We start from the raw sequence: 15,822 nt of genomic DNA, 5'->3' as shown, positions 1-15,822 counted from the left end.
AATGCGGCGGCGCCTCAGTCGTCGTCGTCACGGTCGAACCAGTCACCGTAGCGGAGCTCGTTGACGTAGACGACGTCCTGGTGCTGCGATGCCTCGCTTACTGGATCATCATCATCAGCAAGGAAATGCCGGCAGAAATCGGCTGTGCGCTGCGTCTTCGTGCGCAAGTGCCAATAGTAGTGGTAGCGGGCCTGATAAATCCGGTGCCCTGCTACCCTCTCCTGTTCGTATTGCGCGACGGCGGCGTCGTAGCGTTCCAGGAAGCTCTCGCAGAAACGGACGATGAAATCGCCCGTTGCATAGGCCGGCGCAGAAAACATGCTGGCCCCAAGAAGGATGGCTGCGGCAGTCACACGTCGCATTTCGAGCCCCCGATCACGAACATACTTCCTTTCCGTACCCGCTCGGGCGTCGTTTTTCAACGCCGAATGGCCTTCGGATTGTGCTTGTCCAAGTATTGGGCATTGTGGCGTCGAAATGCCCGAGACTGTCGCTGGATTGCGAACGTTGGCAACTGACCCCTGTTTTTTGCACAGGCGATGGGCGATAAGGCCGGGGCTTTGGTTGTGTTCCGCGGGTGGAGTGCGTGGTGAAGGAAAACAAGTTCGGGTCGATGCAGCCGGTCGGGGCCTATCAGGGTCACCCGCCGCCGGACGACGATGACGATGTCATCGATCTGCGCGCGATCTTCGCGCGGCTCTGGCGCGGCAAGTGGATCATCCTGATCTGCACGCTGTTCGCGGGTGCTTTCGGCTACCTGACGGCAACGCAATACGTGCCGATCTACCGGGCGACGGCGAAGGTGATGTTCGACGCGCCGGGGCGGGAGATTATCGACATTGGAGCAGGGCCCGTGACGCCAACGGCGCGGAACGGGTTGCAGGACCAGATCGAGATCCTCCGGTCGACGAACCTTGCCGAGGCGGTGGTGGACGAATTGCGCCTCGTCGAGAATGCAGAGTTCAACCCGCGCCTGCGCCCGCCGGTCGTGACCGTAATGGACCGCGTGCGGGAATTCGTGACGGTGCCGGAGTGGGCGCGCGACAGCCTGCGCGATCTCGGCATCATGGAGCCGCCATCCGCCGGTGGCCCGCCGCCCGACCCCGAGGCCGTGGCCGCGCTGGAGCGTCGGATCGTGACGGAAGCCTTACTGGCAAGACTTGCAATTCGGCCCGTGCCGGATTCGCGCGTCATCGAGATCGGGGTGTTTTCCGAGAACCCGCGCACTGCCGCGCTCGTCGCCAATACCTTCGCAGAGCAGTACATCTTCGACCAGCTCGAGGCGCGGCTAGACGCCACGCGCACGGCGACCGGGTGGCTCAGCGGCCGCGTGGAGGAGCTGCGCGAACGTCTACAGGTCGCTGAAGAGGCCGTCGAGACCGCACGCGCGGCGCAGTCCTTCCAGGCGGGCCAAAGCCTCGAGATCACCCAGCAGCAGCTGCAGGCGCTGAACGCAACGCTGTCTGTCGCGCGGAACTCGACGCGCACGGCCGAGGCGACGTTCCAGCGGCTGAATGCGGCGCTGGAGGACGAAACCGAATACGGCGCGATCCCGGAGTTCCGCAACTCGCCCCTGATCGACCAGGTGCGCACGCGGCGGACGGAGCTTCTGTCGCAACGCGCGAGCCTTCTGGAAACGGTGACTGAGGAACACCCCGCCGTTCAGCGCGTCGACACACTTCTCGAAGAGGCGTCCCGCACCATGCGCGACGAGGCGGAGCAGATCGTGGAGGCATCGCGCCTGGAATGGCAGTCCCTGCAACAGGAAGAGACAGAAATCGAGGCCGACGTCCGCGCCCTTGAGACGCTGGCGCTGGAGCAGTCCCGCGATGCCGTGACCATCCGCCAGCTCGAGCGCGAGGCGGAAGCCAGCCGCATCCTTTACGAAAACTTCCTGTCCCGCCTGCAGGAGACGTCACAGCAGGAGCAGCTGGAGGAGCCCGACGCCCGTATACTGACCCGCGCCGAGCCGCCCTTCTCGCCGCAAACCCAGCGGCAGAACCGGACGCTGGCCGTCTCCCTGATCGCCGGCGCGCTGGCGGGGATTGGCATCATTTTCCTCCTCGACAAGCTCAACAACACTTTCCGCTCGGCCCCGCAGCTGGAGCAGATGACTGGTGAGACCGTCCTCGGCGTCATCCCGGTCGTCGGCAAACGACTGCGGCGGAAGACTGTCCTGCAGCGCTTCCGCGAGAAGCCGAAATCGGCGCTCGCCGAGGCCGTTCGAAGCCTGCGCACGAGCATCCTCTTTTCCAATGTCGACAAGCCGCCGAAGGTGGTGATGTTCACCTCCTCCGTTCCGCGCGAGGGCAAGTCAACGACGGCCACGCTGGTCGCCATGACGAGCCGCCAGATGGGCCGGTCGGCGATCATCGTCGATTGCGACCTCCGCCTGCCGGCGCTGGCCGACCTTCTCGGCGCCAAGACGGACGGCCCCGGCCTTCTATCCGCCATCGAGGGCACGGCGACGCTGGAGGAGGCGATCCATCGCGACGAGGAATCCGGCCTGCACGTGTTGATGACCAAGCCGTCGGAGCCCCGCTCGACCGTGAACGCGGCCGACATCCTGTCCTCGAAACGTTTCGACGACATGATAGAGGAACTGAAACGGACCTACGACCTCGTGATCCTCGACACGCCGCCGACGCTCGCCGTCGCCGACCCGCGGATCCTGTCGTCCCACGCGGACGTCGTGGTCTACGTCGTCCGCTGGGACAGCACGCCGCGCGGTGCCGTACTGGAGGGCCTGAAGGAGCTTCGGACCATCAACGCGCCCATCGGCGGTGTCGTCCTGTCGATGCTGAACGAGGCCAAGGCGTCGCGCTACGCCTACGAGGGCTACAGCTCCTACCGGGGCCGGTACCGAAACTACTACGTCGACTGACGGGACGGGCAGCGGGTCATGGTCGAACACGCCGTCCGGCGATCCCCGATCGCATCGATCAGCCAGGGGATCATCGGCTGGTCGACGCTGGTCCTGACGCTCCTGTTCGTGCTGCTCTACGGGGGCAACTCACCCGCATACTGGACGCTTTTCGGGGTCGTCGTCATCGCGCTCTTCGTCCTGCAATGCGGGCTGACGATGCTGCGCGGCGGGCACTGGACGAACGCGCGGCTGTTCTGGCCGGCTTTGCTCTATCTCGGGGTCCTCGCCTGGGGCATGTTGCAGACCTTGCCATCCTTGCCGGACGCCTGGGCGCATCCCTTCTGGGCACTTGTGCCTGGGGCGGAGGCCACTGTATCGGCCACACCCGTCTCCGGCGGTCACGGCGTCCTCAGGCTTGCGTGCTACGCGATGATCTTCTGGATCGCCATACAGGCCTCGATGAATGCCAAGCGCGCCCAGCGGTTCCTTGTTGCGTTTGCGCTCTGGTCGACGGCGCTGGCGCTCTTCGGGCTCTACGCCGCGATCTCTGGAAACAACTTCATCCTCGGCGAGCAGGCGAACAGCAACGTCTCGGCGAGTTTCGTCAACCGCAATTCCTACGCAACCTATGCGGCCATGGGTCTGGCGACGAACCTCGGCCTCTATCTGCACCTCGTGCGGTCGAACGTGCCGCCCAGCGGATCTCGCGGCAGCGCGCTCCGCGGGTTCCTGGAGCGGTTCTTCTCGGTCGCCTGGATCTTCCTGTTCGGCGCGGTGATCTGCCTCTCGGCGCTTCTCCTCACGGCGAGCCGTGCTGGCGTCGCGTCCGGCCTGGTCGCAGCAATCGTCCTGTTCGTCATGCTGCGTCGAGACAGCGGCTCATCCAAGATCGTTTGGCTGCTTGCAGCCATTCTCCTCGGGGCGTTTCTCACGGTTCTGTCGGAAAACGTGCTGACGCGCCTGCTTGGACAGACCAGTGACCTGCGCTTCGTTATTTACCCGGTCATCCTCGAACACCTGCGCGACCGCTTCTGGCTCGGCCACGGCTTCGGCGCCTTCCACGACACGTTCCGCCCTTTCGTGCCGCTGGAAGCCGCGAGCGGCGAATGGGACTTCGCCCACAGCACGTATCTCGAGAACCTGTGGGAGATGGGGATCCCGGCCGCCCTCGCCTTCTACGCAGCGCTGGCCTGGGTGGCGGCGGTGATCTTCCGGGGCGCGGTCAAGCGGCGGCGAAATCGGGTGTTTCCGGTGGTGGCGCTGGCCTGCTTAGTCGCGGGCGCGCTGCACTCGCTGGTGGATTTCAGCCTGCAGATGCCGGCGACGGCGGCGATGTTTGCGTTTATCCTCGGGGTGGGCTGGGCACATGCCTGGCAGCGCGGTTCGGCGACCGACGACATGGCAAAAGAACGTGGTCCTGCGGCAGCGCGGGAGACGTCCTCCTCAAAGCCAACCTGACCGAACTGCCCGTGCTGCGCGCGGATTGGTCCGGTCGCGCGCCACACCCGGGGTGTGAGATCACATGGTGCCAAGAGGCGCTCTCCTGGCCCCCTCCCTGCGCAGAATGCGATTCGAAATTCACCTGTTTTCATTACCCAGAAACCGATCGTTTATTGTCAGCATCTGACGCTTTTTATCAGATGCTGACGCAACCCTATTGTGCACTTCATTTCATCTGTCTTGTATTTTTTCTCCCTTTTTCAATATGATATACACTATTTCATATTCATTATGGGCGCCACGCAATTTATCATTCTCCGCCGATCGTTTCCCGAGTATGATCTTGCGTGATGACTGGCCCCAATACGAGGAACACCGGAAGATGACTGACGCCTCAGATCTGGCACTGGTCGATGATGACGACGATGAACCGCCCTCACACGTCCTGATGGAAGACGTCTTGCCCGGCGAAGATCTTGTCGCACGGGAGCAGCTGAAGGAGGCATATCTCGAAGAGCTGAACCCCGTAACGGCGTACGAGTGGTCGCTTGCCGATCAATTGGCGAACTACGAGTGGGAGATCATGCGACATCGCCGGATGCGGGACGCCACAGTCCTTCTGAAGTATCAGCGCCTCGCAACCAACGTGATCATGGAGGGTGATCCAAACCACGATGCTTGGGTGAGCGAGATTGACGAGGAGACCCGTCTCTTTGCCCTCGATCTCACCTCGAAGGATCCGCAAACGCGACAGGAGGCCGAAGCGGCATTCCTGCAGGAAACACAATGGCATCCGCACCAGCTTCTCGCCCTCGCCTCGGGAAGCTCTGAGGAGGCCAAGCATCACGACACGAAGATCGCCGACCTCGAACGTCGCCGTCGCGCCCTCCGAAAAGACTACGACGAGCTGAAAGTGACCCATGCCCGCGTTGTCGAAGACGCCGAAGTGATGCGGTAGTGTCCAGTGTCGAGCGAACGCCGCCGCGCGGCCAACCGGGCAAATGCGAGGAAAAGCACCGGCCCCAGGACGGAGGCTGGACGTCGGCGGGTTTCCCGGAATGCGTTGCGGCATGGACTTTCGACACCGCCTCTGCCGGACCGTGTGCAATATCACGCTTCGATCATTCTCGACGATCCGTGTCTGGAGCCGGTCCACTTGTCAGAAGTCGGTCTTGCCCTTGCATGGAGCCTTGCGGATGCGGAGGCGCAGCTAGAGCGCGTACGCAACAGCGAATTCACGATCCTCGAGAGGATATCCGCGACGGAGCACAGGACGGAGCGACCTGCGCATGTCACGTCGGATCCGGAACTAGCTTTGGCCTACCGCGCCATGGAGGGGTTGCGCGACCCTTTGGAGAGGAACTTGATCGCCACCTTTCTTCGATCTCAGGACACGACCGTTCCGCAAGCGGATGCCTTCGAGATCATGGATGCGCCCGGTAAGTTGCGGCGTCTCCTGCGCTACCGTCGGGAGGCCGAAGTCCGCCGCCACCGTGCCCTGAAGGAGTGGATCGGCTATCTCAAGGATGTCCCGAATTCCAAAACAAAGCCAATCGGGTCCGACCATGCGACCTGAATTTCCAGAACAAAGCCAAGCCCCGCGACGCCTGAGCTTCGGGTTCTCTAAACAAAGCCATGGTCTCCAGGTTCCCCACCACGCGCCACAAAAAACAGCGCGTTTTTCTGCGGATTCGGACGGAAGAACCTGCGAATCCCTTCCTGGCTTGGCCGATTTATGCTATTGTTTTCGTGGAAAATTTGATCTCCGCGAGGATTTTCCCTTAACGTCTGCCCGACCCGCAGCATCGCGCGGCCGATCGGGTCAGAACTTGCTCTCGCGGACGCCGCAGACGGGAGCACGCATCATGTTCGACACCACGTCACCGCCGTGGCAGGAGCCCGCGCACCAGACCCTGGCCGATCTCATCGCAAGCTACCGCGCTTCCTCCCGTTACACGTGTCTCCGTGCACGCACCCGCCGCGACTACGACCAGGTGCTCGACTATCTCAAAGGAACCATCGGCCAGGTGGCAGTCGCCTCCATCAAGCGACCTCAAGTTATCGCGCAGATGGAGGCGAATGCCCATCGCACGCGCTTTGCCAACTACGTGCAGCAGGTCCTGAGCGTTCTCTTCGAGCACGCGATCGATTTGGGCTGGCTCGACCACAATCCCGCAAAATCCGTCCGCAAGCTGAAGACACCGGCGGAGCGGCGCGCGCCGCATCGCCCCTGGACCGACGCGGCCATTGCTATCTTCCGGGCGCGCGCCAATGCAACCGCCAGGCTGATTTTCGAGCTCGGGATCGGAAGCGTGCAGCGTCCCGGCGACTGGCCGAAGTTCCGATGGTCGGATTACGACGGAGAGGCGCTCCGCATCACTCAAGGAAAAACCGGGATCAGCCTCTGGCTGCCCTGTTCGCAAGAACTCAAGCGCATGCTTGATGCAACAAGAAGGCACGGCGTCAGCATCTTGTCAGATGCAGACGGCCGGCCCTTCAGCTACTTCAAGATGGCGCGCATCATGCGTGAAGAACGCAAAAGGCTTGGCCTAGTAGAATTCGACCTTCACGCATTGAGGTACCGCGGTGTGCAGGAGCTGGCCTGGGCCGGATGCACGGATGACGAGATTGCAGCCTTCAGTGGTCATGCCTCGATAGCAATGATCCGGAAGTATGCAGGTGAGGCGCGCCAGGTGATGAGGGCGCGCACTGCAGCCCAAAAGCGTCAGATGCTGACGGAAACCCGCACAAACTAGGCCCCCATTTGACCGGAAATAAGTCGGTTCGGCGAACAGCTGTTTGATGTCCAATAAGTCGATGCCGATTTCATCCGATGCGGCCTTGACGCACCACATCCAACACCTTACCCCTGCGCATCGCTGGCGAGTTGGCGGAGTGGTTACGCAGCGGATTGCAAATCCGTGCACACCGGTTCGATTCCGGTACTCGCCTCCACCTCCCCAATTCCCCGATGCACTCGTTCAGCCGATCGCTCCGGCATCGCGCAATCTGGCGAGTGCCTCCGCGTCGTAGCCCGCCTCGACCAGCACCGCTTCCGTCTGGGCGCCGAGGTCCGGAGTGGGATGGCGAACCCTCAGGGGCGTTTGCGAGAACCTGACCGGGAAGCCCGTCATCTTCAGCACACCATGGCCCGGGTGCTCCACGTCGAGGACCATGTCCTGTGCCGCCACTTGCGGATCGGCAAGCGCCTCGGTCAGGCTCTGGACCTTGCCGCAGGGTACGCCGGCGCGGTTCAGCCGCTCGATCCAGTGGGCTTGCGTGCCATGGGCCAGGGCGCCGTCCACCAGCCTGTTCAGTTCGGCCCGGTTCTCGACGCGCCGCGCGTTGTCCGCGAACCTTGGGTCATCGAGGAGATGCGCAAGCCCGATCTCCCCGAGAAAGCGCGCGACGAAGACATCCGTCGAGGGCGCGACCGCGATGTCTCCGTCCGCCGCGCGGAACAGGCCGTAGGGCGCGACGATGGGGTGGTCGTTGCCGGTGGGCACCGGGTCGCGGCCGGTGGCGAGCGCGCCGGACGAGAGATAGGCCATCATCGAGATGATCGACATCATCATCGAGGCCTCGACCCTCTGGGCCGGTCCTCCCATGTCCCGCGCCCTGAGGGCCGAGACGGCGCCGAGGGCGGCATAGAGCCCGGCGATGAGGTCGGTCAGCGGAGGGCCGGTGCGCAGCGGGCCCGTTTCGGGTGTCCCGTTGGTCGCCATGTAGCCCGACATCGCCTGCGCGATGAAGTCGAAGGCCGGGCGGTCGGCATAGGGTCCGGTCGATCCGTAGCCGTTCACGCTGACCACGATCAGGCGGGGGTTGATCTCGGCCAGTCGCGCCTCGGACAGGCCCATCTCGTCCAGCACGCCGGGTCGGTAATTCTCCGTCAAGATGTCCGCATCGGCCAGCAGCCGTTCCAGCACCGCCGCTCCCTCCGGCTTGCGCAGATCGAGCGCGACGGAGCGCTTGTTTCGGTTGAAACCGGCGAAATACCACGACAGGCCATCCCGGATATGTCCCTGCCCGCGCACCGGGTCGCCGCCGCGCGGCGACTCGATCTTGATCACGTCCGCGCCCAGATCGCCGAGGATCATCGAGCAGAAAGGGCCCGAAAGGATGCGCGTCAGGTCGATGACCCGAACGCCGGACAGCGGAAGATCACTCATCCCGCGGCCGTCGCCGTCAGGCCGGGATCGTAGCGGCGCAGGCGCGGGCCCGACTTTATGACCTGGCCGGGCAGGTCGCGGCCGATCACCTCCTGCGTCATCCTTGCCGCATCGATCAGCGCGTCGAGGTTCACGCCGGTTTCGTAGCCGCTTTCGTTCAGCAGGTACACGAGGTCCTCGGTACAGATGTTTCCCGTGGCGCCGGCGGCGAAGGGGCAGCCGCCAAGCCCGCCGACCGAGGCGTCGTAGTGGGTGACGCCCTCCGCAAGGCCCGTCATGACGCAGGCAAGGCCGACGCCGCGGGTATTGTGGAAGTGAAGGCCGATCCCGAGGCCCGGCGCCTCGGCCCGGATCGCCTGGACCGCGGCGCGGACCGTGCTGGGCGTGGCCATGCCGGTGGTATCGCCAAGGCCGACGGACCGCGCGCCCATCTCCTGGTAGCGCCGCGCGATACGGGCGACCTGCTCGGGCGGGACGATGCCCTCGAACGGACAGCCGAAGGCGGTGGCGATGCCTCCTTCGATGGCCACGCCGGCCCTGTCCAGCAACGCGAAGACGGCCTCGAAATCCTTCAGCGAGGTCTCGATCGGGCGGTTCACATTCTTGAGGTTGTGGGTCTCGGAGGCCGAGACGACGCTGTGCACCGCATCGACGCCCGCCCCGGCGGCACGCTCGGCCCCACGCAGGTTCGGGATCAGTGCCGAGACCACGGCGCCCTCGGGCCGGTCGATACCGGCGAGCACCGCCTCGGCATCGGCCAGCTGCGGTACGGCCCGCGGGCTGACGAAGGACGTGACCTGGATGTGCCTCAGACCCGACGCGAAGAGCGCGTTGACGATGGCGATCTTGCGGTCGGTGGGGATGAAGGTCGCTTCGATCTGGAACCCGTCGCGAGGGCCCACTTCGCAGACGGTTATGCGGGCGCCTTCGGGCACGGGGGCGGTCGGTGCGTTGGCGGCCATGTCCTGTCCTTTCCTTGTCGCGCCGCAAAGCGCGTCGGCGCCCACATATTGCCTCGCCGGAAAACCGCGCCGCAAGTGGCCCGCAGCGGCGCCCGCCGCGTGCAGGGGCATCGAAGGCGTGGACGGGCGGATGTCGGAGGAGGGCGCGCGCGATGTTGTCCACGGGCCGGCCTCGACGCGGTCCCGACCTTGCCTGCAAGGGCCGCGGGGCACTGAGGGGCGGGCGCGCTGCGGCGCGGTCAGGGCGCGCGTGACATCGCGCATCGTCCTTTTGGCATGAAATTTCGTGATGTGTGCCGTGATCCGCCAGCAAGGACACTTGAAAAACCGACCGCGATGGCATCCCCTCGGCGTGGGTTTTTACTGGGAGGAGAAAACCGATGTTCTTTCAAAGACTGACAAGCGTCAAACTCGGGGCCGCCTTCGCCGCGGCGCTGACCGTCACCGCGGTCCCGGCCTCGGCGACCGAGTGCATCGCGCCCTCGAACCCCGGCGGTGGCTGGGACTTCACCTGCCGCACGATCGGCCGCATCCTCAGCGAGCTCGGCCTCGTGGACGGCAACGTGCAGGTCACCAACATGCCCGGCGGCGTAGGCGCCGTGACCTTTGCGATGGTCGCCGCAGAACGGCCCGACGACGCGGACCTGATCGTGGCCACCTCGACCGTCGGCATCACGCAGATCGCGCAGGGCCGCTACCCCGCGCCGCTCGACGCGATGCGTTACCTCGCGATGCTGGGCGCCGATGTCGGCGTGATCGCGGTGGACAACGACAGCCCGATCCAGACCCTCGCCGAACTGAACGCCGCGATGGTCGAGGACCCGACCGCGCTGGTGACCGCGGGCTCCTCGGGTGCGGGCGGCTGGGACCACATCCGCCTGCTCATGGTCGCGCAGGCCGCGGGCGTGGATGATCTCGGCGCGATCCGCTGGGTGCAGTTCGACGGCGGCACCGATGCCGTCACGCAGATGATGGGCGGCCAGATCGACGTGGTCTCGACCGACCTCGGCGAAATCGCCGGTTTCGTCGAATCGGGCGACATCCGCATTCTCGCGGCGCTCAGCGACGATCCCATCCCGGCCTTCCCCGACATCCCGACCGCCATCTCGCAGGGCATCGACGTGACCGGCTACAACTGGCGCGGCCTCTACACCGGCGGACAGGTCACCGACGAGCAGTATGCCTCGTGGGTGGAGCGTCTGGAGACGCTCTACAACTCGGAGAACTGGCAGACGGCGGCGACCGAGTCGGGCCTCGTTCCGATCTGGCGCGGTGGCGCAGAGTTCGAAGCCTTCGTGCGCGAGCAGGCCGAGGTCATGGAACAGATCTCGCGGGACATCGGCGTCATCGAATGAGCGTCAGAATCCTGGGCGTCGCGATCTTCGTGATCGCGGCGCTCTACACCTGGCAGGCGGGCAACTACGTCGTGAACTTCGGCGACGTGCTGGGTCCAAGCGTGTTCCCGGTCATCGTCGGCGTGCCGATGATGATCCTGTCCGCTTCGCTGGTGGTGTTTCCGACGGGGCAGGTCGAATGGCCTGCCCCGCAGCGGATGTGGCGTCAGGCGGCGGCACTCGCGGTCCTCGTGGGCTACACGATGACGCTAGAGCCGTTCGGCTTTCCGCTTGCCACTTTCGCACTGATCGCGCTGATCGGGATCATCCTGGGCGGCGCTGCCTGGCGCGCCGCGCTGCTTGGCGCGGTCATGGCGCCCGCGCTCTGGGCGCTGTTCGACAAGGTGCTGGGGCTGCCACTCGACTTTCTGGGAACGCTCTTCGGCCGGGGCTGAGGGCGCGCGAGGGAACTTTTCATGGAAATCCTGTCGCTTCTCGGCCATGGCTTCGCGGTCGCGATGACGCCACTCAACATCGCGCTCCTGCTGCTGGGATGCTTCATAGGCACCCTGCTGGGCGCGCTTCCGGGTCTCGGGCCGGTGAACGGTGTCGCGGTGCTGATCCCGCTGACCTTCGCCTTCGGCTTCGACCCCACCTCATCCATGATCCTGCTTTGCGCGGTCTACTTCGGGTGCATGTATGGCGGGCGCATCAGCTCGATCCTGCTGAACATCCCCGGCGACGAACCGGCGATCATGACCACGCTCGACGGCTACCCCATGGCGGTGCAGGGGCAGGCCGCGAACGCGCTGGCGATCTCGGGCGTTGCCTCCTTCGTGGGCGCGACGATCGCGGTCGTGGGCCTGTCGCTCTTTGCGCCCGTGCTGGCGCGCGCGGCGATCCATTTCGGCCCCGCGGATTACTTCGCGCTCTACATTCTCGCCTTCGCCACGATCGGAGGCATCGCCGGCGTCGACCCGCGCAAGACGCTGCTGTCGGCCCTGATCGGCCTTCTGCTGGCCACGGTCGGCATCGACCCGATCTCGGGCGTGCCGCGCTACACCGGCGACAACTATCACCTCTATGACGGGATCGAACCCATCGTGGCCCTCGTCGGCCTCTTTGCGATCTCGGAAATCCTGATGCTTCTGGAAAAGCACGTGAGGGACCGGCCGAAGGCCATCCCGGTGGGAAGCTGGCTGCCGCAATGGGGAGCGATCTGGCGCACACGCGCGGCGATGCTGCGCGGCTCGGGCGTGGGCTTCGTCGCGGGCGTTCTTCCCGGCGCGGGTGCCTCGCTCGGCTCCTTCATGGCCTATGTCACGGAAAAGCAGTGGTCGAACAAGAAGGGGACCTTCGGCAAGGGCGACCCGCGTGGCGTCGCGGCCCCCGAGGCGGGCAACAACGCGGCCTCGGGCGGCGCGCTCATTCCGATGCTGTCACTGGGTGTCCCCGGCTCCGGCACCACCGCCGTCCTGCTCGCCATGCTGGTCTCGCTGAACGTGCAGCCCGGCCCCCTCCTTTTCGAACGTCAGCCGGACCTGGTCTGGGGCCTCGTCGCGTCGCTCTACATGGCGAACGTCGCGCTCCTGATCCTGAACCTGCCGATGATCGGCATCTTCACGCGGTTGATGATGACGCCCACCTGGGCGCTCATGCCGGTCGTGGCGGCCGTGACCTTCGTGGGCGTCTACGGCATCTCGAACTCGGTGTTCGACCTCGAGATGATGGTCTTCTTCGGGGTCGTCGGCTACATCCTGCGCAAGCTCGACGTGAGCCTCGTGCCGCTGGTCCTGGGCCTGCTGCTCGGCGGCGACATGGAGCGGAACCTGCGCCGCGCGATGTCGATCTCGGACGGTGACTGGTCGATCCTGATCGCAAGCCCGATCTCCATCGTCCTCTACATCCTGACCGCCGGTTTCCTCGCCCTGTCGGTGTGGCTCGCGCTGCGCGACCACCGCCAGAGCCAGGCCGAACGCCTGACCGAAGGGTGACAGAGGGCGGACCAAGGATACGCGGCGGCGCCGGCTATGATCTCGTGACCCTGGCGCTGTTCCGAAGCATCGCTGCGACCGGGAGCATCGCGCACGCCGCCGCACTCCACGATCTCGTGCCATCGGCCGTCAGCAAGCGGATCGCCGACCTCGAGGCACTGGTGGGCACGCCCCTGCTGCGCCGCCTTCGCCGCGGCGTCGAACTCACGCCCGCGGGCGAGGAACTGCTGCGCCATGCCGAGGGGCTGCGCGACGCGGTCGAGCGCATGTCGGCGGACATGGCGGCCCATGCCACCGGTCGGCGCGGCGCGATCCGGGTCGCGGCCAACAGCAGCGCCATCTCGCAGTTTCTGCCGGAGGACCTGGCCGAGTTCGTGGCCGCGGAACCGGACCTGCACATCCATCTCACCGAGATGACCAGTGTGGAGGTCATCGAGGCGGTGCGATCGGACCGCGCGGATGTCGGCGTCTTCAGCGGCATGACGGAGGCCGCGGGCCTGTCGACGCAAACCTATCGCCGCGACACTCTGGTCGTCGTGATGCCGGCCGATCACCCGCTGAGCGAGCGGCGGCGGCTCAAGCTGGCGGACGTGGTCCATGAGCCCTTTGTCGCGCTTCAGACGGGCAGCTCGATCCAGGCTTTCCTCGACCGCCGGGCGGAGGACCTCGGCGCGCATATCAGGACCCAGGTCGCGGTCCAGAGCTTCGACGGCGTGCGCCGCATGGTGCAGGCGCGCCTCGGGATCGCGATCCTGCCCTACGGCGCGGTCGAGCCCTACCTCGATGCGGCGCGCCTGGCGATGGTGCCGCTGAACGAACCCTGGGCCACGCGCGAGTTGCTGATCGCCGTGCGGAACCCCGGCACGGTCACCCCGCAGACCGCCGCGCTGATCGCGACGCTCACGGGGCAACCGCGCTGAATGACCTGCCCCTGCGGGGCGCAACCAGAGGAGTGCGAGATGGGAACCTTCGACGAGGACCTGTTCGAGAAGGGGCTGGAGCGGCGCAAGGCGACGCTCGGCGACGACTACGTGACACGAAGCCTCGAGGGCGCAGACGCCTTCACCCGCCCCTTCCAGGAGGCGATGACCGCCTGGTGCTGGGGCTTCGGCTGGGGCGACGACGCGATCGACGCCAAGACCCGCAGCATGATGAACCTCGCCATGCTGGGCGCGCTCGGCAAGATGCACGAGTGGGAACTGCATTGCCGAGGCGCGCTGAACAACGGCGCCACGGTCGAGGAGATCCGCGCGGCCTGCCACGCCGTCGCGATCTATTGCGGCGTGCCGCAGGCCCACGAATGCCTGCGGAGCGCGCGCAAGGTGCTGGAGGAGCGCGGCCTCCTCTGAGGCCGCCGCCCTGCCCTAGCCGACGTGTCGGGCCAGGAACTCCTCCGTCCGGGCATGGGCGAGGTCCGCTGCCTCGGCGACGTAGCTCGGCCGCGCGTCATTGGCGAAGGCATGGCCGGCCGGGTAGAGGTGCATCTCCATCTCGGGCAGATAGGCCTGCGCCTCGGCCCGCATCTCCGGGGGCACATGATCGTCCTCGGCCCCGAAATGCGCCAGAAGAGGGGCCTTCAAGGGCCGGTCGAGATAGGTCGGAAGACGCGTTCCGTAGAACGCGACGGCGCCGGCGACGTCGAGAACCTGTGCGGCCCGAAGCGCGAGCCCCCCGCCCCAGCAGAACCCGATCACGCCCACCTTGCCGCCCTTCGCCGCCAGCGCCTGAACCGCGGCGTCGATATCGAGCACCGTCTGGTCCAGGTCTGACGCGAGCATCAGGTCGCGTCCGCGCGGGCCCTCGGCGAAGGGGATGACTGCGCCCCGCTCCTTGCGGTCGAACAGCGCCGGGATCGCGACGTCGTAGCCAAGCCGTGCATAGCGCTCGGCCACGCCCTTGAGCTGGTCGGTGACGCCGAAGATCTCCTGCAGGATCACGATCCCGCCCCGCCGCGTGCCGACGGCCGGGGCCATCCAGCATTGCAGTTCGTGCCCATCCACTGCCGTCAGTGTCGTCATCATGCGATTTGTCCCCTCGGAAATCGGAGCGGCCCGCCCGCAGACGAGGCGGGCCGCAAGGTGTCACTCGCCGGCGGGAATGCCGGCCTCTTCGTAGTAGCGGATGGCGCCCGGATGGTAGGGCATCGCGTTGGCCGGAGCCATGGCGCTGAAGTCGGCATTGCCGAAGGCGCCGAAGGACGCGGTCAGCGCCTCCTGGTTCTGGTGGATGACGCGCGTGAGGTCATGGACCACCTGCTCGTCGACACCCGCGTTCGCCAGCAGCATCCACGGCACCGCGACGAGGTTCGCACCCCAGCTCTGCAGACCGTTGATGCTCTCGTTCTGAGGCATGGCGCGGATCGTGCCGGAGGGAAGTACGGCGGTATAGGCGGCGAAGGCCTCCTCCCCGTCGTTCATCGAGATGTAGCAAAGCCCGCCACGATCCTGCAGCTGCACCGCCGCCTGCTGCCCCGCGCCCGCGTTCAGGCTGACGAGCGCCACGTCCACGAGGCCGTCGCCCAGCGCGTTGATCCCATCCACGAAGCTCGACACCGGAACCTGCGTGAAGTCGTCGTAGGACATGCCGCCCGTCGCCAGCACGCCTTCGATGTAGAAGGGAATGATCGTGGACGAGGTGTATTCAGAGGCGATCCTGAGGTCGCTCCGTCCCGCCATGTCGTCCACGGTCTGCAGGCCGAGGTCGCAGGGCGCCATGACGCCGGTGGTCAGCGGGAACATCACGCCGACGAGCCGGACATCGGGGTGCGCGCGGTCGAAGTTTCCGGTTCCCGTGTAGGCGAATGCCGCCTCGGCGCCGTTGACGTAGCCGAAGTCGACCTCCCCGCTGTTGAGGAGCGGCATGTAGCCGACGAGCGGCTGCGTGCGAACGGTCAGGCCGTTCTCGTTGGCGACGACCGCAACCGCCTGACCGGCGTTGTAGGCGAGCGAGCCCTGCGCGCCGGTGGCCATCGAGATCACCTGCGCGTGCCCCGTGCCGGCGATCGCCAATGTGGCGAAGCCTGCGGCCGCGATAGTTCTGAAGTCGAGCATGATA

15 protein-coding genes and 1 tRNA gene are annotated in these 15,822 nt (G+C 65.8%); 11 read left to right on the top strand and 5 right to left on the bottom strand.

The genetic code is table 11. The features are described from left to right. Positions 1-14 precede the first annotated feature (14 nt). The gene (locus N8I71_RS12935; protein WP_262878407.1) at positions 15-422 is read right to left on the bottom strand and encodes a hypothetical protein; all 408 of its coding nucleotides are present in this window, start codon (positions 420-422) and stop codon (positions 15-17) included. 167 nt (positions 423-589) lie between these two features. Here N8I71_RS12935 and N8I71_RS12930 point away from each other — a divergent pair, with 167 nt between their 5' ends. From N8I71_RS12930 to N8I71_RS12905, 6 genes are all read left to right on the top strand, one after another. Next, positions 590-2,884: a GumC family protein gene (locus N8I71_RS12930; RefSeq protein WP_262878406.1), complete on the top strand. Its 2,295-nt coding sequence runs from the start codon at positions 590-592 to the stop codon at positions 2,882-2,884. 18 nt (positions 2,885-2,902) lie between these two features. After that, complete coding sequence (locus tag N8I71_RS12925) at positions 2,903-4,324, top strand: O-antigen ligase family protein (RefSeq protein WP_262878405.1); 1,422 nt, start codon at positions 2,903-2,905, stop codon at positions 4,322-4,324. Between the two features lie 364 nt (positions 4,325-4,688). After that, positions 4,689-5,264, top strand: coding sequence for a hypothetical protein (locus tag N8I71_RS12920; protein ID WP_262878404.1), 576 nt, complete (start codon positions 4,689-4,691; stop codon positions 5,262-5,264). A gap of 144 nt (positions 5,265-5,408) precedes the next feature. Further along, entirely contained in the window at positions 5,409-5,882 is a 474-nt protein-coding gene (locus N8I71_RS12915; protein WP_262878403.1) for a hypothetical protein, read from the top strand. 289 nt (positions 5,883-6,171) lie between these two features. Continuing rightward, positions 6,172-7,062, top strand: coding sequence for a tyrosine-type recombinase/integrase (locus tag N8I71_RS12910; RefSeq protein WP_262878402.1), 891 nt, complete (start codon positions 6,172-6,174; stop codon positions 7,060-7,062). Between the two features lie 125 nt (positions 7,063-7,187). After that, positions 7,188-7,261, top strand: a tRNA-Cys gene (locus N8I71_RS12905). A gap of 26 nt (positions 7,262-7,287) precedes the next feature. Here N8I71_RS12905 and N8I71_RS12900 read toward each other — a convergent pair. Further along, entirely contained in the window at positions 7,288-8,478 is a 1,191-nt protein-coding gene (locus N8I71_RS12900) for a CaiB/BaiF CoA transferase family protein (protein ID WP_262878401.1), read from the bottom strand. After that, entirely contained in the window at positions 8,475-9,440 is a 966-nt protein-coding gene (locus N8I71_RS12895) for a hydroxymethylglutaryl-CoA lyase (protein WP_262878400.1), read from the bottom strand. Before N8I71_RS12895 ends, N8I71_RS12900 begins: the two co-directional genes overlap by 4 nt. Positions 9,441-9,820: 380 nt before the next feature. Between N8I71_RS12895 and N8I71_RS12890 the strand changes: the two genes are divergently transcribed. From N8I71_RS12890 to N8I71_RS12870, 5 genes are read left to right on the top strand one after another with little or no spacing between them, the layout of a single operon-like run. Continuing rightward, positions 9,821-10,795: a Bug family tripartite tricarboxylate transporter substrate binding protein gene (locus N8I71_RS12890; RefSeq protein WP_262878399.1), complete on the top strand. Its 975-nt coding sequence runs from the start codon at positions 9,821-9,823 to the stop codon at positions 10,793-10,795. Beyond that, positions 10,792-11,229, top strand: coding sequence for a tripartite tricarboxylate transporter TctB family protein (locus N8I71_RS12885; protein WP_262878398.1), 438 nt, complete (start codon positions 10,792-10,794; stop codon positions 11,227-11,229). Before N8I71_RS12890 ends, N8I71_RS12885 begins: the two co-directional genes overlap by 4 nt. Before the next feature lie 21 nt (positions 11,230-11,250). Continuing rightward, on the top strand, positions 11,251-12,768 hold the full coding sequence (locus N8I71_RS12880) for a tripartite tricarboxylate transporter permease (RefSeq protein WP_262878397.1): 1,518 nt from the start codon (positions 11,251-11,253) through the stop codon (positions 12,766-12,768). A gap of 44 nt (positions 12,769-12,812) precedes the next feature. Next, positions 12,813-13,688, top strand: a complete 876-nt coding sequence (locus tag N8I71_RS12875; RefSeq protein WP_262878396.1) for a LysR family transcriptional regulator — start codon at positions 12,813-12,815, stop codon at positions 13,686-13,688. Positions 13,689-13,727: 39 nt separating this feature from the next. Beyond that, positions 13,728-14,117, top strand: a complete 390-nt coding sequence (locus N8I71_RS12870) for a carboxymuconolactone decarboxylase family protein (RefSeq protein ID WP_262878395.1) — start codon at positions 13,728-13,730, stop codon at positions 14,115-14,117. Between the two features lie 15 nt (positions 14,118-14,132). Here N8I71_RS12870 and N8I71_RS12865 read toward each other — a convergent pair whose 3' ends face one another. Both N8I71_RS12865 and N8I71_RS12860 read right to left on the bottom strand, forming a co-directional pair. Further along, positions 14,133-14,789 carry a dienelactone hydrolase family protein gene (locus tag N8I71_RS12865; protein WP_262878394.1) on the bottom strand — a complete coding sequence of 219 codons (657 nt, stop codon included), beginning with the start codon at positions 14,787-14,789 and terminating at the stop codon, positions 14,133-14,135. 60 nt (positions 14,790-14,849) lie between these two features. Next, complete coding sequence (locus N8I71_RS12860; RefSeq protein ID WP_262878393.1) at positions 14,850-15,818, bottom strand: TAXI family TRAP transporter solute-binding subunit; 969 nt, start codon at positions 15,816-15,818, stop codon at positions 14,850-14,852. Positions 15,819-15,822 lie beyond the last annotated feature (4 nt).

The sequence above is a fragment of the Roseicyclus sediminis genome, assembly GCF_025515305.1.
Lineage (GTDB): Bacteria > Pseudomonadota > Alphaproteobacteria > Rhodobacterales > Rhodobacteraceae > Roseibacterium > Roseibacterium sediminis.
The sequence above is the reverse complement of the archived record's forward strand: the minus strand, read 5'-3'. Positions and strand labels throughout refer to the sequence as shown.